Origin of the sequence: Actinopolyspora xinjiangensis (assembly GCF_900104475.1) — a bacterium.
GTDB classification, from domain to species: Bacteria; Actinomycetota; Actinomycetes; order Mycobacteriales; family Pseudonocardiaceae; genus Actinopolyspora; species Actinopolyspora xinjiangensis.
Map to the genome: position 1 here is coordinate 236,245 of NZ_FNJR01000005.1, position 17,200 is coordinate 253,444.

Sequence of the window (17,200 nt, forward strand, 5' to 3'; positions counted from 1 at the left end):
GCGTGTCACACCCTTGGAACGTGGCAGTGCTGGTCGGGGACGGGGTCGCTCCGTTCGAGCTCGGCGTGGCCTGCGAGGTGTTCGGTACCGATCGCGGTGAGCAACAGCTGCCGGTGTACGACTTCGCGTTGTGTTCCGAGAGCACCTCCTCGGTCAGCACCAAGAGCGGCTTCCGGCTGATCGCGACCCACGGGTTGCGACGTTTGTCGGAGGCCGATCTCGTGATCGTTCCTCCGCTGGACGAGCCCGCTCCGCCCGAGGTCTCCCGGCCGGTGATCGAGGCGTTGTCGAGGGCCGTCGAAGGAGGTGCCTGGGTGGCGGCGCTGTGCTCCGGCGTCTTCGTGCTGGGACAGGCGGGGTTGCTGCGGGGACGCACAGCGGCGGTGCACTGGTACAAGGCGGACGACTTCCGCCGCGAGTTTCCCGACGTCGAAGTGGACGAATCGGTCCTGTACACGGCGGACCCGCCCGTTTTCACCAGCGCGGGGACCGCCGCGGCGATCGACCTGTGCCTGCACCTGGTCCGAATGCGGTCCGGTGCCCGCACCGCCAACGCCATCGCCCGCCGGATGGTGGTGCCACCGCACCGGGAGGGTGGTCAGGCGCAGTACATCGAGCTACCGGTGCCGACCTCGACCGACACGCTGGGCCCGGTGCTCGAGTGGATGGGCCACAACCTGCGCCGCGATCTCCCCGTCGCCGAGCTCGCCCGCAGAGCGCGGATGTCCCCGCGCACTTTCGCACGTCGCTTCAAGGCGGAGACGGGGACCACACCGCTGCACTGGCTGACCACGCAGCGGACGGCGCGTGCCCAGCAGCTGTTGGAGGACACCGACAGCACTCTCGAATCGGTAGCCGACAGCTGCGGGTTCGGCAACGCCACGACGATGCGGCACCACTTCCTGCGCAGGTTGGGGGTGACCCCCACCGAATACCGCCGCACCTTCCGGACCGACCGGGGGGTCGCACCAGGAAGAAGGGGTCACCACGGCAGCGGCTCGTAGCCCGCGAAGCTGCGGCTGAAGCTGGCGCTGCCGGAGCTCAGCGAGCGCACGTTGACCGCGTAGTGCGTCAGTTCCGTGGTGGGGACGTGGGCCCGCACCACCGTCCAGCCGGTGTCGGCCGGCTCGGTGCCGAGCACCTTGCCCCTGCGGCTGGACAGGTCCCCGAGCACCGCCCCGAGGTGGTCGTCCGGGATGCGCACCTCCACCTCGTCCACCGGCTCCAGGGTGAGCAGTCCGGCCCGCTCGGCGGCGGACTTCAGGGCCAGGGCCCCGGCCGCCTGGAAGGCCGCGTCCGAGGAGTCCACGCTGTGCGTCTTGCCGTCCACCAGCGTCACGCGTACGTCCACCACGGGGCACTCCGGTTCGATCCCCCGCTCCAGCTGTGCCCGGATCCCCTTCTCGACGCTGCCGACGAACTGCTTCGGGATGGCACCCCCGACGATCCGGTCGGTGAACTCGAACCCGGCTCCGCGCGGCAGCGGCTCCACCTCTATGTCGCAGACGGCGTACTGCCCGTGCCCGCCCGACTGCTTGACGTGCCTGCCGTGCCCCTTCGCGGGCCCCCGGAAGGTCTGGCGGAAGGCCACGCGGACCGGTTCGGTGTCCACGTCCACCCCGGTCTCCCGCAGCCGTCGCAGGACGACCTCGGCGTGCGCCTCGCCCATGCACCACAGCACCATCTGGTGCGTCTCGGTGGAGCGGTCCAGCCGTATGGTCGGGTCGGCGGCGAGCAGCCGGTTGAGGTTGCGGGACAGCGCGTCGTCGTCGCCGTGGCCGGTGACCGCCATCGGCAGCAGCGGGTCGGGCATGTCCCACGGCTGCAGCAGCAGCGGGTCCCTGGGGTCGGACACCGTGTCGCCGGTCTCGGCGGAGGTCAGTTTGGTCAGCGCGCACAGGTCACCCGCCACGCAGTGCGGCACCTCGCGCAGCCCGGCCCCCAGCGGGCTGTGCACGTGGCCGATCCGTTCGGCCGAGTCGTGGTCGGGACGTCCCCGGTCCGCCATGCCGTGGCCGGACACGTGCGCGGGGCTGTCGGGCCGCATCGTCCCGGAGAACACGCGCAGTACCGAGACCCGCCCCACGTACGGGTCCACGGAGGTGTGCACCACCTCGGCGGCCAACGGGCCGTTCGGGTCGCACCCCAGTTCGCGGGGGTTGGCGTTGTGCGGGTCGGTGAACTCCGGCGGCACGCGCTCCAGCGGCGAGGGGAAGGCGCGCACCACGCCGTCCAGCAGTTCGGTGATCCCGATCCCGGTCTCGGCCGAGACCGGGATCACCGGGTGCAGCCCGCCGTGGGCCACCGCCGCCTCGAGGTCGCCGAGGAGCGTGGCCTCCTCGATGTTCTCGCCCGCCAGGTAGCGCTCCAGCAGCGTCTCGTCCTCGCTGCCCGCGATGATCCCTTCCAGCAGCCTCTCCCTGGCAGCCCTGGTCGACTCGTCCAGCGGTCGGTTGTCCGCGCGCACGATCGGTGTGCTTCCCCGCGAGTAGTCGTAGCTGCTCCCGGTGAGCAGCCCGAACAGCTCGGTGGGCGAGCCCCCGTGCTCGCGCGGCAGGTACAGCGGTACCACTCCGTTGCCGAACGCGGCCACGCACGACTCGATGGCGGCCGTGGCGTCCGCCCGAGGCTGGTCCAGGCGGGAGATCACCACCGCCCTCGGCATGCCGACCCTGGCGCACTCCTGCCACGTCGTCCGCGTGGCCGAGTCCACGCCCTCGGTGGCCGCGACGACGAACAGGGCCGCGTCGGCGGCACGCAGGCCCGCGCGCAGCTCGCCGAGGAAGTCGGCGTATCCGGGGGTGTCTATCAGGTTGATCTTGGTTTCCCGGTGCCGCAGCGGGGCCACCGCCATGCCGACCGAGCGCTGCTGCTCCACGGCGGCGGTCTCGTGGTCGCAGACCGTGGTGCCCTCGGTCACCGAGCCCCGCCTGCTGATGGTCGAGGTGGTCGCCAGTAATCGCTCCACCAGTGTCGTCTTGCCCGCGCCGGACGGCCCCACCAGCACCACGTTGCGGATGTCGGCGGGGTCGGTCGGTGCCGGTGCCTGCTGAGCCGTTCCGTTCCCCGTGCGCTTGTTGCTCATCGCTGCCCCCTGCCACGCCGCACACCGGACTCGGTTGTGGTACCGATCACACACCCGGTGGGGGAGGTGTGCAAGGTCGAACCCGTGCGCACGGCCTCGTGCCGGGTGGGGTCCGGCACCGTGCCGGGTGGGGTCCGGCACCGTGCCGGGGCGCTCGCGCCCCCATCCGCCGGGCGGGCCTCGGGCGAAGTGGACTGGTGAGAAAGGCGCGCAGTGGCCCGTTCGCCATACCGCGGCGGTTCCTAGGCTCGAAGACGCAACCCCGCCCCGGCGCGTGTCCGGGACTCCGATCGAGGAGTTGTCGCGTACCGCGTGTTCCGAAGACGGTCCACCGGGCGGGGGACCACCCGAAGCGTCCGCACCGCGAGCGACGCGTGAGAAAGGATCGATCGAACGTGACCAACGGCGACGCCACCGACCTGTCCACCACCGCCACCGGGACCGACGGGGTCAAACGGGGCATGGCGGAGATGCTCAAAGGTGGCGTGATCATGGACGTCGTCACGCCGGAACAGGCGAGGATCGCCGAGGACGCCGGGGCGGTGGCGGTGATGGCGCTGGAACGCGTGCCCGCCGACATCCGTGCCCAGGGCGGTGTCGCCCGGATGTCGGACCCCGAGATGATCGACGGCATCGTGAGCTCGGTATCCATCCCGGTCATGGCCAAGGCTCGTATCGGCCACTTCGTCGAGGCCGAGGTGCTGCAGTCGATCGGGGTCGACTACATCGACGAGTCCGAGGTGCTCACCCCGGCCGACGAGGACAACCACATCGACAAGTGGCCCTTCACGGTGCCGTTCGTGTGCGGCGCCACCAATCTCGGCGAGGCGCTGCGCCGGATCTCGGAGGGAGCGGCGATGATCCGCTCCAAGGGGGAGGCCGGTACCGGCAACGTCGTCGAGGCGACCAGGCACATGCGGCGGATCCGGGCGGACATGCGCAGGCTGTCGGTGCTGGACGCCACCGAGCTGTACGCCGCGGCCAAGGAGCTGCGGGTGCCGGTGGAGCTCGTGCGCGAGGTCGCCGGGACCGGTGAGCTGCCGGTGGTGCTGTTCACCGCGGGCGGGATCGCCACCCCGGCGGACGCGGTGATGATGCGCAGGCTGGGCGCCGAGGGCGTGTTCGTGGGCTCGGGGATCTTCAAGTCGGGCGATCCCGCCGGGCGAGCCGAGGCCATCGTCAAGGCGACCACCTTCTACGACGACCCCGACGTCGTCGCCAAGGTCTCGCGGGGGCTCGGTGAGGCGATGGTGGGCATCAACGTCGACGAGCTTCCCGAGGAGCAGCACTACGCCCAGCGCGGCTGGTGAATCCCGCCGGGTCGGTTCCTCCAGGGGCCGGGGCGCCGAGCGTCGTTCAGGCGATCGGCGAGCGGGCGGGGCTTCGGAGTTCCTCGCGTCGCCCCGGCCCTCTCGGTGCCTCCGGCCCGGGCGCTACCCGTCGGAGGTGAGTGCGCCTCCGGTCACTTCCCGGTGCTACGGCCGTCACATGTTCGATGCCCCGGTTCCGGTGCCGAGGTGCCCCGGAGCGGGTGCCCCCGGTACTCGGCTCAGGAGTGCTCCATGATCAGCACCGCTGTGGCGGGGCCTCCCACCGAGCGGTAGAGGTGGGGGACCGCGCCGGAGAACGTCGTGTAGTCACCCGGATCGAGCTCGACGGGGGAGGCGGTCGGTCCGCTGCGCATCCGCCCCGAGACGACGACCAGGTGTTCGACGGTCCCGGCTTGGTGCGGTTCCGCCTCCCTGCTCTCGTCGGCCTCCAGGGCTATCTCGTAGATGTCCCGGCTCGCTCCGGCGGGGGAGGAGGACAGCAGCCCGGCCGCGAAGGCGGAGTGCTCCGCCCGGAGCCGCGGGGCCCGTCCGGCGCGAATCACTCTCGTGCTGGGGGTCGGCGGCTCCACGAGCCTGCTGAAGGGCACGTTCAGCGCCACGGCCAGCGCCCACAGCGTCTCCACCCCCGGGTTGCCCTCGCCCGACTCCAGCTGCGAGAGCGTCGACTTGGCGACCCCCGCGCGCTTGGCCAGCTCGGACAGCGAGACGCCCGCGCGTTCACGGTGGTGGCGCAGCGCGATCGAGATCGTCTCGATCGCCTCGCTCTCGGATCTCCGCATAATCGTTCCCGCTGAGCTCACGATCGTTCGGTTTGACGAACAGAGTTCATTTTGTTCAGTATAGCGAACGATGGGGTTGTCAAACAGAACGGATCGTGCCTCCGACACGGCCCGGCTGCTGCCCGCCGTGGCCTCCATGGCGCTCGCGCTCGCCGTGATCGGGGCCTCGCTCGGGGCCATCGCGGTCTCCAGCGGGGTGCCGCTGTGGCTGGTCACGGTGATGGCGGCGCTCGTGTTCGCGGGAGGTTCGGAGCTCCTCGTCGTGGGGTTGACCACGGCGGGCGCCGCGCCGGTGACCGCGCTGCTGGGCGGTTGGCTGCTCAACGCGCGGCACCTGCCCTACGGGTTGGCGCTCGGCGACGTCATGGGGGAGGGGATCGGGCGCAAGCTGTTCGGGAGCCACCTGCTGGTCGACGAGGCGGTGGCCTTCGCGCTGGCCGAGTCCGAGCCCGCGCGGCAACGACGTGCCTACTGGGTGGCCGGAGTGACGCTCTACTGCGTCTGGGCTCCGTCGGTGCTGCTGGGCGGGCTGCTCGGGCGCGGGCTCGGCGATCCCCAGCTGTTCGGTCTCGACGCGGCCCTGCCCGCCGGACTGCTGACCCTCGTGCTGCCCTCGTTGCGCGACCGGTCGGTGCTGCGTGCCGTGCTGCTCGGCTGTCTGCTCGCCGTGCTCACCGTCCCGTTGTTCGACCAAGGCCTCGCGGTGCTGATCGCGCTGCTCGGAACCGTGGCGGCGCTGCCGCTGCCGAACGACCGGCGGAGCCGGGCGGGGGAAGGAGGAACGGCATGACGCTGGGGCTGGTGCTCGCGTTGGCGGCCGGGACCTACGCGATGCGTCTCGCCGGCCCGCTGCTGCGTGACAGGTTCCGGGTCTCCGAACGCGGCGGACGGTTGCTCTCGACGGCCGCGTTGACGCTGCTCGGTGCGTTCGTGGCCGTCAGCGCGTGCTACGAGTCGGGTTCGTTCGCCGGGTGGCCGCGCCTGGCGGGAGTGCTCGTGGGCGGTGTCCTGGCGTGGCGCGGGGCGCCGTTCGTGGTGGTCGTGATCGCCGCCGCCGGGGTCACGGCCGTGTTGCGCGCACTGCTGTGAGCACCCGCGCCCCCGGATTTGAAGTGGTGTCTTTCACATCGCGCCGGGCGAGAGGCTGGGCGGCGCTCGCGGCTCTCCCGCCTGGCCTGCGGCCCCGCCGGGCGATAACACGTCACCGACGTGAGCGTTCGTTAACCCGTGCTCGGGTCGTTCGTTAGCGTTGTTTATGGTTTTGCCGACCGATTCGGGGACGCGATCCGTCCCCGGTTGCGCAACCTCGGGCCCCACCACGCGGCCCGTGTCGACTGGGAGGCAGACCTTGGTCAGCGCGCCCGAACCGCCCGGCGGCACCACCACCGACGGCGATCCCGCCGCACACTCGAACGCCGAGGGCTACGCCACCGGACTCGGCAACCGTCAGGTCCAGATGATCGCCATGGGCGGCGCGATCGGTGTCGGCCTGTTCCTCGGCGCGGGTGGCCTGCTCGAACGGATGGGACCGGGGATCATCCTGTCCTACCTGGTCTGCGGCATCGCCGTGTTCTTCGTGATGCGCGCCCTGGGCGAGCTGGTGCTCCACCGGCCGCTGTCCGGCAGCTTCGTGGAGTACGCCCGCGAGTTCATCGGACCGTGGGCGGGCTTCGCCTCGGGCTGGATGTACTGGGTGAACTGGGTCGGCAGCGGAGTCGCCGAGATCACCGCGGCGGGGATCTACGTGGGCAAGTGGTTTCCCGACTTCCCGCAGTGGATCACCGCCCTGCTGGCCCTGCTGGTACTGCTGGGGGTCAACCTGCTGTCGGTGCGGCTGTTCGGGGAACTGGAGTTCTGGTTCTCGGTGATCAAGGTGCTGGCCATCGTCAGTTTCCTGGTCCTCGGCGTGTGGCTCGTGCTGACAGGGGCCCAGGTCGGGGACACCACGGCGGGAGTCGGCAACCTGGTCCACAACGGCGGGTTCCTGCCCATGGGGATACCGGTGGTGCTGATGAGCCTGCAGGGAGTGATCTTCGCCTACGCCTCGATGGAGATGGCCGGTATCGCGGCGGGCGAGACGAAGAACCCCGCCAAGGTGATGCCCCGGGCGATCAACAGCGTCATCGTGCGCATCGCGTTCTTCTACGTGGGCTCGCTGCTGCTGCTGTGCATGGTGCTGCCCTGGACCGCCTACAGCGGCTCCGAGAGCCCGTTCGTCACGGTGTTCTCCAGCATCGGTATTCCCTGGGCCGGCGACATCATGAACTTCGTGGTGCTCACCGCCGCGCTGTCGAGCTGCAACTCGGGGCTGTACTCCACCGGACGCATCCTGCGGTCCCTGTCCCGCAACGGTGAGGCCCCCGCCTTCACCGCCCGGATGAACGCCCAGCGCGCTCCCTACGGGGCCGTGCTGTTCACCGCCGCGGTCTTCCTGCTCGGAGTGCTGCTGAACTACGTGGTGCCGGACGAGGCCTTCGAGATCGCCACCTCGATCTCCTCGCTCGGTGTGATCGCCACCTGGGCCAGCCTGCTCTACAGCCAGCTCCGGATGCGCAAGCTGGCCGAGGCCGGGGTGATCCGGCGGCCGTCCTACCGGATGCCCGGTTCCCCCTACAGCAACTGGGTCGTGCTCGGCTTCCTCGCGCTCGTGCTGGTGTTGGCGGGCTTCTCCTCCGACATCGCCGCCCGCTGGTCGCTCTACGCGATCCCGCTGCTGGTCGTGGCCCTGTGGGTGGGCTGGCTGGTGGTCGGCAAGCGTTCGGCTCCCGCCGAACGCGACTGACCCGGACGTTGCCCGCTCGCGCGTCTGCAGGACAATCGGGGTGTGAACCCAGCTCAACCGGTCGTCGGCGTGCTCGCCCTGCAGGGCGGTGTCGCCGAGCATCTCGCCGCGTTGCGGCGCACCGGAGTGACCGCCTGCCCGGTGCGCCGCCCAGAAGAGCTCGCCGAGGTGGACGCCCTGGTGCTGCCGGGCGGCGAGTCGACCACCATGACGCGGTTGTTGGACACCTTCGAGCTCTTCGAGCCGCTCCGCGCGCGGTTGCGGGAGGGCATGCCCGCCTACGGATCCTGCGCGGGCATGGTGCTGCTCGCCGACAGCGTGCTCGACGATCGCCCCGACGTCCGGGACAGCCCCGGCGTCCGGACCCTGGGAGCGCTGGACGTGGTGGTCCGCCGCAACGCCTTCGGGCGCCAGGTGGACTCCTTCGAAGCCGATCTCGCCTTCGAGGGAATCGAAGGACCGGCACTGCGTGCCGTGTTCATCCGGGCTCCCCGCGTCGAGAAGACGGGCGCCGACGTCACCGTGCTGGCGAGCGTCCCCTCGTCGGGTGAGCCGGCGGACGGGGAGGCCGAGGCGACGGGCGGGGGTACCATCGTCGCGGTTCGACAGGGGCCGGTGCTCGCTACGGCGTTCCATCCGGAGTTGGTCAACGGTGATGATCGCGTGCACCGGCTGTTCGTAAGGATGATCCACGAGAACAGCGGGCATACCGGCCCGGTGCGACCAGATACCACGGAGGACACATGAGCGGCCACTCCAAGTGGGCCACGACCAAGCACAAGAAGGCCGCCCTCGACGCCAAGCGCGGCAAGCTCTTCGCGAAGCTGACCAAGAACATCGAGGTCGCAGCGCGCACGGGTGGGGGCGACCCCGAGGCCAACCCCACGCTGTACGACGCCATGCAGAAGGCGCGCAAGTCCTCGGTGCCGCAGGACAACATCGAGCGCGCCCGCAAGCGCGGTGCCGGTGAGGAAGCGGGCGGTGCCGACTGGCAGACGGTCATGTACGAGGGCTACGCCCCCAACGGGGTGGCCGTGCTGATCGAGTGCCTGACCGACAACCGCAACCGCGCCGCGGGCGAGGTGCGCACCACCATGAACAAGCACGGTGGTTCGATGGCCGACGCCGGTTCGGTGTCCTACCTGTTCAACCGGCGCGGCGTGGTGATCCTGCCCAAGAACGGGCTCAGCGAGGAGGACGTGCTCGGCGCCGTGCTGGAGGCGGGCGCCGAGGAGATCGAGGACCTCGGGGAGAACTACGAGATCCTCTGCGAGCCAGGCGACCTCGTCCCGGTTCGCAAGGCGCTGCAGGCCGAGGGGATCGAGTACGACTCCGCCGAGCCGAGCTTCCTCCCGTCGGTCAACGTCCCACTGGACAGTGACGGCGCGCGCAAGGTCTTCAAGCTGATCGACTCGCTCGAGGACTGTGACGACGTGCAGAACGTCTACTCGAACTTCGACGTCTCCGACGAGGTCATGGCCCAGGTCTCGGCGTGAACCACGCGGGGTTCCCGGTTCATCGAGGACCGCGAACCCCGCGCGTCGTCGCGGGCGCGGGCACCGCGACCACCGGGAAGCCCGGGGCGGATCGGCCAGCCCCGTGGTTCCGCCGACCCTCCCGAGGAGGGACTCAGAGCCTGCGGACCCGTGCCAGCCAGGCGGCCGTGTCGACCGCCTCGTCAGCCGCGACGTCGAGCCGGGCGGCGTACTCCTCACCCGCGATGCCGCGGTAGATGTCGGGTTCCAGGGATTCGACGCTCCAACCGTCGCCGAACGAGTCCCGCACCTGCTCGGCGCTCAGCCGCGGCCCGCCCGCGTCCTCGGTGTCCGAGAGCGCGAGCACGTGCACCATCGCCCCCGGCCCGCACACCGCGTGCAGGGCGCGCGTGTAGGCACGTCGTTCCTCGGCGCCGAACACGTGCAGCAGCGCGCTGTCCACCACGGTGTCGAAGCGTGGTTCGGAGCCGAGGCCGAACGCGTCGGCCACCGCGAAACGCGCCGCCACGCCGCGTTCGGCCGCGTTCCGGCGCGCCCGTGCCACGGCCGTCTCCGAACCGTCCACGCCGAGTACGTCGTAGCCCAGTTCGGTGAGCAGGATGGTGTGCTCGCCCTCACCGCAGCCGGGGTCGAGCACCGCCCCCGAGATCCAGCCCCGCCGTTCCAGCTCGACCACGGCTGGTTGAGGCTGTCCGATCACCCACAGGGGGTCGCCGTCCCGGTAGGCCCGCTCGAAGTGGTCCCGCGCGATGGAAGTGTCCACGGTGCTCTCCTCGTCTCGTTGGTTCGTGAGATCACCACGAGCATGCGAGTTCGAGCGAACTGGAAGTCAAGCCGAGGTCGCTACGCGGCTCGGTGGCTCCCGGGGCGCGGGCGACGGGATGTCGGCCGCGCCTCTCGGTGAACTAGGCTTCGCCCTCGACGCGGCGTTCCCGGGGTGCGGTCGGGCCGCGAACGTACCCGTCGACGGAAGAGGTGAGACGTGATGTCCGGCGCGGCGAGCTCGACGGACGAACTGCGCAGGTGGTTGGTCGACACCTCCGAGCGGCACGGGGCGGCCGTCCTGCACGTGCCGGAGGACGAGGAGCACGCGCCCTACGCGTTCTCGGTGGGCGCCTGGCGACGTTTCGGCAGGCCGGAGGTCGTGGTGATCGGACTCCCCGAGAAGGTGGGCCAGAGCGTGGTCGACACCTACGTCGAACGCGCCCGCGCCGGAGAGCGCTTCGTCCCCGGCAGGCTCTACGAGGGTTTCCTCGCCGAGCAGCCCGTCACCTTCGAGCGCGTGGCCCGGGCGCACTACCCGATGTACCTGGGCAGCGCGATGCTGGTTCACGGCGACGACGACTTCCCGGCGCTGCAACTGTTGCTGCCTACCCCGGACACCGGTCTGTTCTCCTGGTCGGAACGGGCTCCGGAAGGGTTCGCCGCCTACCAGCCGGTGCTCACCGACAGCGGTGCGCCGGAGAGCTGGACCCCCGGCCACGACGGGGTCTGAGTCCGCCGCTGCCGATGGCAGCGCCGCCCCCGCGCCTCGCCCGCTCACGGCCACGTCCCGTCGCCGTGCCGGAAAACCGTTGGACACGGCTCCTCGTGCTCTGCGTGAATTCGGCCCGTGACCGAATCCGAGATCTCCTTCGAGGACAAGTACCGCGCGAACCGGATCAGCTGGGACGCGAGCGCTCCGTTGCACGCCGCCAGTTCGTTCTATGACCTGGAAGGCATCGTCGCGGGCAACCAACCGCTGGCCGATTTCGAGTGGGAGGCGCTGGGGGATCTTCGCGGTCGCGACGTGGTGCACCTGCAGTGCCACATCGGCTCCGACACCGTCGCGCTGGCCAGGGCGGGGGCCGACGTGACCGGGCTGGACTTCTCCCCGCGGTCCGTCGAGGTGGCCGAGGAGCTGGCCGTACGGTGCGGACAGCGCATGGAGTTCGTCACCGCCGATGTCCACGAGGCGGCCGAAGTGCTGGGGTGGGCGCGGTTCGACGTCGTCTACACCGGGAAGGGGTCGTTGGGGTGGCTTCCCGACCTCGACGCGTGGGCGAGGGTGGTGGCCGAACTGCTCCGCCCCGGTGGTGTGCTCTGCCTGGTGGAATTCCATCCGGTGCTGGGCGCGGCCGCTGACGAACAGCCCGATGTGCACTCCGGTCTGTGGCTGGACTACGACTACCATCACAGTGCCGTCCACAGTCATGGTGAGGTGACCTACACCGGCGATGCCATGCCGGAGGGCAACGAGACGTTCGAGTGGGCGCACGGACTCGGTGGGACGATCAACGCGCTGATCGGGGCGGGGATGCGTGTCGAAGCACTGCACGAGCACGAAAGCAGTCCCTGGCTCCCCTGGCCGGGCGGAGTTCGGGACGCGTACTGGTTCCGCCTGCCGCCGGGTGCGCCTCGGCTGCCGATGCTGTTCACGCTGCGGGCGAGCTTGCCCGGTTGACCCGTTCCGGGCGATGGGTCTCCGCTCGGCGCGGCGTGCGTGTCGCCGTGCGCGGTCCCGTTCCTCCGGCCGGTATCATTCGAACGCGTGTTCAAAACAGCTCGCGCGAGAGGATCAGGGTGTGCGCGTACTGGGAGTCGATCCGGGGCTGACACGCTGCGGGGTCGGTGTCGTCGAGAGTGGGCATCGGCGCGGGGTGAGCTGCCTCGGAGTCGGCGTGGTGCGCAGTCCCACCGACGACGAGCTGCCCCGGCGCCTGGTCGCCATCGCCGAGGGGGTGGAAGAGTGGATCGACGAGCACGCCCCGGAGGTCGTGGCGATCGAGCGGGTGTTCAGTCAGCAGAACGTGCGCTCGGTGATGGGGACCGCACAGGTCTCCGGCATCGTCGCGCTGGCCGCCGCGCGACGTGACATTCAGGTCGCCTTCCACACCCCGAGTTCGGTCAAGGCGGCCATCAGCGGTTCGGGCAAGGCCGACAAGCGTCAGGTCACCGCCATGGTCAGCAAGGTCCTCGGCATGTCCACCCCGCCGAAGCCCGCCGACGCGGCCGACGCCCTGGCGTTGGCGCTGTGCCACCTCTGGCGGGCCCCGATGGCGGGCAGGCTCGCCGAGGCGGAGCAGCGCGCCGCCGAACTCGCGCACAACCATCAACAGCGGCTGCGGCGAGCCGCACGGGACTCGTCCGGTACGAAGGGGGGCCACCGATGATCGCCTCGGTGCGGGGTGAGGTGCTGTCGGTCGGGCTGGATCACGCGGTGATCGAGGTCGGCGGCGTGGGAATGGCCGTGTACGCGACACCCGCCACGTTGGGCGGGCTGCGGCGAGGTGAGGAGGCCAGCCTGGCGACCTCGCTGATCGTCCGGGAGGACTCGCTGACGCTCTACGGCTTCGCGGACGCGAGGGCGCGCGACCTGTTCGCCCTGTTGCAGACCGCTTCCGGCGTGGGGCCGCGACTGGCGCTGGCCGCGCTGGCCGTGCTCGACCCGTCGCAGCTGCGCGACGCGTTGAGCCGGGGCGACACCGGTGCCCTGACGATGGTCCCAGGGATAGGCAAGAAGAGCGCCGAACGGCTCGTGCTGGAACTGCGCGACAAGGTGGCCGCGCTGTCCGCCGCGAACGGGGCGGAGCCCGGGCAGCCGACGCCGGTGAGCGGCTCGGACGCCGGGGTCGCGGCCGTGGACACCGCAGGTATCCGGTCCGAGGTCAGCGAGGCCCTGGTCGGGCTCGGGTTCTCCGCGAAGCAGGCCGAGCAGAGCGTCAACGCGGTGCTCGCCGAGAACGGTGGGGAGACCGACACCTCCACCGTGCTGCGCAAGGCGCTGGCCACACTCGGTCCCAAGTAGTCCGGGACGGTGCGGGCGTGGCGGAACCACGATCGCGGGTAGTACGAGCGGAGTTCGAGGAGACCATGCACGAGGACGGGCCGGTGGAGCAGGAGAGCGGTGCCGTGGACGCGACCGAGGCTTCCGAGGACACCCTCTCGCCACACCGAGCCACCGGCGAGCAGGAGATCGACGCGAGCCTGCGTCCGCGCAAGCTCGACGACTTCGTCGGTCAGCAGCGTGTCCGGGAGCAGCTCCGGCTGGTCCTGCACGGGGCGCTCGGGCGGGGCGAGCAGCCCGACCACGTGCTGTTCGCGGGTCCGCCGGGGCTGGGCAAGACCAGCCTGGCCATGATCCTGGCGTCCGAACTCGGTTCGGCCATCAGGGTGACCTCCGGCCCGGCGCTGGAACGACCGGGCGATCTGGCGGCGATGTTGTCCAACCTCGCCGCCGGTGACGTGCTGTTCATCGACGAGATACACCGCATGGCCCGCCCCGCCGAGGAGATGCTCTACCTGGCGATGGAGGACTACCGGGTGGACGTGGTGGTCGGAAAGGGGCCGGGAGCCACCAGCATTCCGTTGGACATCGCGCCGTTCACCATGGTGGGGGCCACTACGCGCTCGGGGTCCCTGACCGGGCCGCTGCGGGACCGGTTCGGCTTCACCGCGCACATGGAGTTCTACGAGCCGAGCGAGCTGGAGCGGGTCATCAACCGCTCGGCCGGAATCCTGGGAGTGAACCTGCGCGCGGACGGGGCCGCCGAGATCGCCAGGAGGTGCCGGGGAACCCCGCGCATCGCCAACCGGCTGCTGCGGCGGGTCCGCGACTACGCCGAGGTGCGTTCCGACGGGGTGGTCACCGTCGAGGTGGCCCGCGCCGCGCTGGAGGTCTACGACGTGGACGAGCTGGGGCTCGACCGCCTCGACCGGGCCGTGCTCGGTTCGCTGGCCCGCTCCTTCGGCGGAGGGCCGGTGGGGGCCTCGACGTTGGCCGTCGCGGTGGGCGAGGAGCAGAGCACCATCGAGGAGGTGTGCGAGCCGTACCTGGTCCGCGCGGGCATGTTGGCCCGGACGCCGCGCGGGCGGGTGGCCACCGCGGCGGCCTGGCACCACCTGGGTCTGGTGCCTCCGGCGAACGCTTTCGGTGCCACTCCGGTGGCCGCTCCCGAACCGGCCGAGCCCGGCTTGTTCGACGAGTGAGCGGATCGGGCCGGGTGCGGGTGGACCGGCGACGGGCGGCATCGGCTCCGGCGTGGCGTTGTGCGCTGCGCCACTCCTTCCTGTGCTCCTTCCGGCGGGTCGGCCGTCAGGGCAGGGACGTTTCTGCGCTGGTGAACCTGGCACACTGGGGGAGGTACATCCGAATAGTCCGGGCGCCGGTGGGGCACGGCTCCGTTGTCGCGGTCGCCGCGCTGTCCGGGTCACGTCCGTGGATGGAGCAAGATGTCGACAGAGTATTTGATCCCGATTCTGTTCATCGCGTTCGCGGCGCTGCTGTTCTTCCAGATGCGTAAGCAGCGCAAGGCGATGAGCGAGCAGCAGAAGCTGCAGAACTCGCTGACGGTCGGCGACCGAGTGATGACCACCTCCGGATTGTTCGGCACCGTGGTGGACACCGAGGACGACTCGATCGAGCTGGAGATCGCCGACGGTGTGGTCACGACCTGGCTGCGTCAGGCGATCCGCGAGCGCGTCGAGACCGAGGTCGACGAGGACGACGACGAGGATGACGACGACGAGGAACTCGTCGACTCCTCGGACCGCGATTCCTCACGGGACGAGTCCGACACCACCGAGAACGCCGAGACCCAGAAGACCGGCTGAGAGTCGTTCCGGGTCGCGCGGTCCCGACGTGAGGCCCGGCGCGTGCTTTCGGCGGCGGGCGAGCCGACCTCGGGAGCACGCGCTCCGGGCGCGGACTCGCGTTGAGGAGCTAGTCGCGGCGGGAGCGCTCGGCGTCCGAACCGGTGTCGTCGGGACACGGTCCCGGTCGTTCCCCCGCGCTTCGTAGATCACGATTCAGTACCTGCGCGACAGGACCGCGATGTGACCTGTCAGACTGGACGCCGTTGTCGCGTCAGCCACGTGCGGTGGCCGGCACCGTGAAGGGCCGGGCGCGGCGACGGCCCTGAACGACTGCCGGACCTTCGGCACCGACCCCGGACGAGGAGACGGACCTAACGTGGCACCTCCACGCGGGCAGATCCGGCCGGCGCGTTACCTGCTGGCCTTCGTGGTGATTCTGCTGGGCATATACAGCCTTGTGTTCTTCACCGGTGACCGCAAGCCCGTACCCGAACTGGGCATCGACCTGCAGGGCGGGACCAGGGTCACGCTCACGGCGCGGACCCCCAACGGCAAGCCCCCCACGGACGAGTCGTTGCAGCAGGCGCGCGAGATCATCGAGCAGCGCGTCAACGGGCTCGGCGTCAGCGGTTCCGAGGTCACCATCGACGGCACCAACCTGGTGATCACGGTGCCGGGCAAGGACGGCGAGCAGGCCAAGCGGCTCGGGCAGACCGCGGAGCTGAATCTGCGCAAGGTCAAGCAGGTGGTTCCGGTCAGCGCCCTGCAGGGCAACCAACCCGGACAAGGCAACCAGCCGGGGCAGGGAAACCAGTCCGGCCAGGGGAACCAGTCGGGGCAGGGTGACGAGTCCGGCCAGGGTGGCGATTCGAGCGGCTCCGAGGAGCAGCAGTCATCGGGCACCACCCCGCAGTGGGCCGCCGCGCGGGCCCAGCAGCCCTCGGATCAACAGCGACCGGACGGGCAGTCCCAGTCCGGAGGTGGTGACCAGCAGGGCAGCGAGGAACCGCAGACCAGGGCAGAGCGGATCCAGCAGGCCAAGCAGCTGCGGCAGAGCGAGGACCCGGCGATGCAGCGCCAGGCGCTGCTGACGCTGGACTGCGATGCCCCCGATCCGCTCCGTGGCAACGCCGACCCGAAGCTTCCGCTGGTGACCTGCGGCGACGACGGCCAGCGCAAGTACATCCTCGAGCCGGTGCTGATCCCCGGCACCCAGATCAGCGACGCCACATCCTCCCCGCCGGGACAGCGCAAGGCCCAGTGGACCGTAAACCTGGAGTTCAAGAACCAGGGTACGAAGACCTGGGCCGACTTCACCTCCCAGAACGTGGGGGAGCAGGTCGCTTTCGTACTCGACAACCAGGTGGTATCCGCTCCGTCCATCAACAGTGCGATCGTCGGCGGGAACACCTCGATCGAGGGCAACTTCAACCAGGAGACGGCCAACAACCTCGCCAACACGCTCAAGTACGGTGCGCTGCCGCTGGCCTTCGACCAGTCCACCGCCGAGACCGTCTCACCGACGCTGGGGGTCGCCTCGCTGGAGGCGGCGCTGCTGGCGGGCGGCATCGGACTGATCCTCGTGGCCGTCTACTGCCTGTTCTACTACCGGCTGCTGGGGCTGTTGACGATCCTCTCGCTGGTGCTGTCCGGCGCGGTCGTCTACGGCGTGCTGGTGCTGTTCGGCCGCTGGATCGGGTTCACACTGGACCTGCCGGGCATGGCCGGTTTCATCATCGCGATCGGTATCACCGCTGACTCGTTCATCGTGTTCTTCGAACGACTCAAGGACGAGATACGCGAGGGGAGGACCTTCCGGTCGGCGGTGCCGCGTTCCTGGGCCCGTGCGCGCCGGACCATCCTCTCGGCCGACGCGGTGAGCTTCCTCGCGGCGGGTGTGTTGTACCTGCTCGCCGTCGGTCAGGTGAAGGGTTTCGCCTTCACGCTCGGTATGTCGACGGTGCTGGACCTGATCGTCGTCTTCCTGGTGACCCATCCACTGGTGGCGTTGGCCTCGCGTAGCAAGTTCCTCTCCCGCCCGGCGCTGACCGGGCTCGGCGCGGTCCAGCGGATGGGCGAACGCGCCAGAGCGCAGCGGAAGGGCGTCAACCGGCAGCAGAGTGCTTCCAACGGCACTCCGAAGGAGGCGTGAG

The 17,200-nt window shown here is 70.3% G+C and carries 17 protein-coding genes; 14 read left to right on the forward strand and 3 right to left on the reverse strand.

The genetic code is table 11. The annotated features are described in order from the left end of the window. Nucleotides 1-20: 20 nt before the first annotated feature. Nucleotides 21-1,004 carry a GlxA family transcriptional regulator gene (locus BLQ75_RS09985; RefSeq protein ID WP_211481275.1) on the forward strand — a complete coding sequence of 328 codons (984 nt, stop codon included), beginning with the start codon at nt 21-23 and terminating at the stop codon, nt 1,002-1,004. On the opposite strand, the gene BLQ75_RS09990 is transcribed toward BLQ75_RS09985, so the two are convergent. Next, nucleotides 983-3,085, reverse strand: coding sequence for an elongation factor G-like protein EF-G2 (locus BLQ75_RS09990; protein ID WP_092600881.1), 2,103 nt, complete (start codon nt 3,083-3,085; stop codon nt 983-985). The two genes, BLQ75_RS09985 and BLQ75_RS09990, sit on opposite strands and share 22 nt — an antisense overlap. Nucleotides 3,086-3,480: 395 nt before the next feature. Between BLQ75_RS09990 and pdxS the strand changes: the two genes are divergently transcribed. Then, nucleotides 3,481-4,395: a pyridoxal 5'-phosphate synthase lyase subunit PdxS gene (pdxS, locus tag BLQ75_RS09995; protein WP_092601082.1), complete on the forward strand. Its 915-nt coding sequence runs from the start codon at nt 3,481-3,483 to the stop codon at nt 4,393-4,395. Between the two features lie 239 nt (nt 4,396-4,634). Here pdxS and BLQ75_RS10000 read toward each other — a convergent pair whose 3' ends face one another. Beyond that, nucleotides 4,635-5,195: a helix-turn-helix domain-containing protein gene (locus tag BLQ75_RS10000; protein WP_092600883.1), complete on the reverse strand. Its 561-nt coding sequence runs from the start codon at nt 5,193-5,195 to the stop codon at nt 4,635-4,637. A gap of 70 nt (nt 5,196-5,265) precedes the next feature. Here BLQ75_RS10000 and BLQ75_RS10005 point away from each other — a divergent pair, with 70 nt between their 5' ends. The 5 genes from BLQ75_RS10005 (at nt 5,266) to BLQ75_RS10025 (ending at nt 9,473) form a co-directional block, all read left to right on the forward strand. Beyond that, a complete protein-coding gene (locus tag BLQ75_RS10005; RefSeq protein ID WP_139182947.1) occupies nt 5,266-5,985 on the forward strand; it encodes an AzlC family ABC transporter permease in 720 nt (239 codons plus the stop codon). Next, nucleotides 5,982-6,284, forward strand: a complete 303-nt coding sequence (locus BLQ75_RS10010; RefSeq protein WP_092600885.1) for an AzlD domain-containing protein — start codon at nt 5,982-5,984, stop codon at nt 6,282-6,284. Before BLQ75_RS10005 ends, BLQ75_RS10010 begins: the two co-directional genes overlap by 4 nt. A 259-nt stretch (nt 6,285-6,543) precedes the next feature. Then, nucleotides 6,544-7,977: an amino acid permease gene (locus BLQ75_RS10015; protein WP_211481276.1), complete on the forward strand. Its 1,434-nt coding sequence runs from the start codon at nt 6,544-6,546 to the stop codon at nt 7,975-7,977. Between the two features lie 42 nt (nt 7,978-8,019). Beyond that, entirely contained in the window at nt 8,020-8,724 is a 705-nt protein-coding gene (pdxT, locus tag BLQ75_RS10020) for a pyridoxal 5'-phosphate synthase glutaminase subunit PdxT (protein ID WP_092600889.1), read from the forward strand. After that, complete coding sequence (locus BLQ75_RS10025) at nt 8,721-9,473, forward strand: YebC/PmpR family DNA-binding transcriptional regulator (RefSeq protein ID WP_092600891.1); 753 nt, start codon at nt 8,721-8,723, stop codon at nt 9,471-9,473. The genes pdxT and BLQ75_RS10025 overlap by 4 nt, the downstream gene beginning before the upstream one ends. A 133-nt stretch (nt 9,474-9,606) precedes the next feature. On the opposite strand, the gene BLQ75_RS10030 is transcribed toward BLQ75_RS10025, so the two are convergent. Next, complete coding sequence (locus BLQ75_RS10030; RefSeq protein WP_092600893.1) at nt 9,607-10,236, reverse strand: class I SAM-dependent methyltransferase; 630 nt, start codon at nt 10,234-10,236, stop codon at nt 9,607-9,609. A 222-nt stretch (nt 10,237-10,458) separates the two neighbouring features. Here BLQ75_RS10030 and BLQ75_RS10035 point away from each other — a divergent pair, with 222 nt between their 5' ends. The 7 genes from BLQ75_RS10035 (at nt 10,459) to secD (ending at nt 17,199) form a co-directional block, all read left to right on the forward strand. Beyond that, nucleotides 10,459-10,968 carry a DUF4262 domain-containing protein gene (locus BLQ75_RS10035; RefSeq protein WP_092600895.1) on the forward strand — a complete coding sequence of 170 codons (510 nt, stop codon included), beginning with the start codon at nt 10,459-10,461 and terminating at the stop codon, nt 10,966-10,968. 117 nt (nt 10,969-11,085) lie between these two features. Further along, on the forward strand, nt 11,086-11,916 hold the full coding sequence (locus tag BLQ75_RS10040) for a class I SAM-dependent methyltransferase (protein WP_211481277.1): 831 nt from the start codon (nt 11,086-11,088) through the stop codon (nt 11,914-11,916). 121 nt (nt 11,917-12,037) lie between these two features. Then, on the forward strand, nt 12,038-12,625 hold the full coding sequence (gene ruvC, locus BLQ75_RS10045; protein WP_092600897.1) for a crossover junction endodeoxyribonuclease RuvC: 588 nt from the start codon (nt 12,038-12,040) through the stop codon (nt 12,623-12,625). Further along, on the forward strand, nt 12,622-13,260 hold the full coding sequence (gene ruvA, locus BLQ75_RS10050; protein ID WP_092600899.1) for a Holliday junction branch migration protein RuvA: 639 nt from the start codon (nt 12,622-12,624) through the stop codon (nt 13,258-13,260). The genes ruvC and ruvA overlap by 4 nt, the downstream gene beginning before the upstream one ends. A 65-nt stretch (nt 13,261-13,325) precedes the next feature. After that, nucleotides 13,326-14,441, forward strand: a complete 1,116-nt coding sequence (gene ruvB / locus BLQ75_RS10055; protein WP_170837425.1) for a Holliday junction branch migration DNA helicase RuvB — start codon at nt 13,326-13,328, stop codon at nt 14,439-14,441. Nucleotides 14,442-14,684: 243 nt separating this feature from the next. After that, the gene (yajC, locus tag BLQ75_RS10060; RefSeq protein WP_092600901.1) at nt 14,685-15,065 is read left to right on the forward strand and encodes a preprotein translocase subunit YajC; all 381 of its coding nucleotides are present in this window, start codon (nt 14,685-14,687) and stop codon (nt 15,063-15,065) included. A 358-nt stretch (nt 15,066-15,423) separates the two neighbouring features. Continuing rightward, on the forward strand, nt 15,424-17,199 hold the full coding sequence (secD, locus tag BLQ75_RS10065; protein ID WP_092600903.1) for a protein translocase subunit SecD: 1,776 nt from the start codon (nt 15,424-15,426) through the stop codon (nt 17,197-17,199). The last annotated feature ends 1 nt before the right edge of the window (nt 17,200 follow it).

Excerpts from the sequence above, each read along its gene's own strand:
- BLQ75_RS10025 (WP_092600891.1), top strand. The coding sequence starts at position 8,721 with ATGAGCGGCCACTCCAAGTGGGCCACGACCAAGCACAAGAAGGCCGCC.
- BLQ75_RS10005 (WP_139182947.1), top strand. The coding sequence starts at position 5,266 with ATGGGGTTGTCAAACAGAACGGATCGTGCCTCCGACACGGCCCGGCTG.
- ruvB (WP_170837425.1), top strand. The coding sequence starts at position 13,326 with ATGCACGAGGACGGGCCGGTGGAGCAGGAGAGCGGTGCCGTGGACGCG.
- BLQ75_RS09990 (WP_092600881.1), bottom strand. The coding sequence starts at position 3,085 with ATGAGCAACAAGCGCACGGGGAACGGAACGGCTCAGCAGGCACCGGCA.
- yajC (WP_092600901.1), top strand. The coding sequence starts at position 14,685 with ATGTCGACAGAGTATTTGATCCCGATTCTGTTCATCGCGTTCGCGGCG.
- ruvA (WP_092600899.1), top strand. The coding sequence starts at position 12,622 with ATGATCGCCTCGGTGCGGGGTGAGGTGCTGTCGGTCGGGCTGGATCAC.
- BLQ75_RS10000 (WP_092600883.1), bottom strand. The coding sequence starts at position 5,195 with ATGCGGAGATCCGAGAGCGAGGCGATCGAGACGATCTCGATCGCGCTG.
- BLQ75_RS10010 (WP_092600885.1), top strand. The coding sequence starts at position 5,982 with ATGACGCTGGGGCTGGTGCTCGCGTTGGCGGCCGGGACCTACGCGATG.
- BLQ75_RS10035 (WP_092600895.1), top strand. The coding sequence starts at position 10,459 with ATGTCCGGCGCGGCGAGCTCGACGGACGAACTGCGCAGGTGGTTGGTC.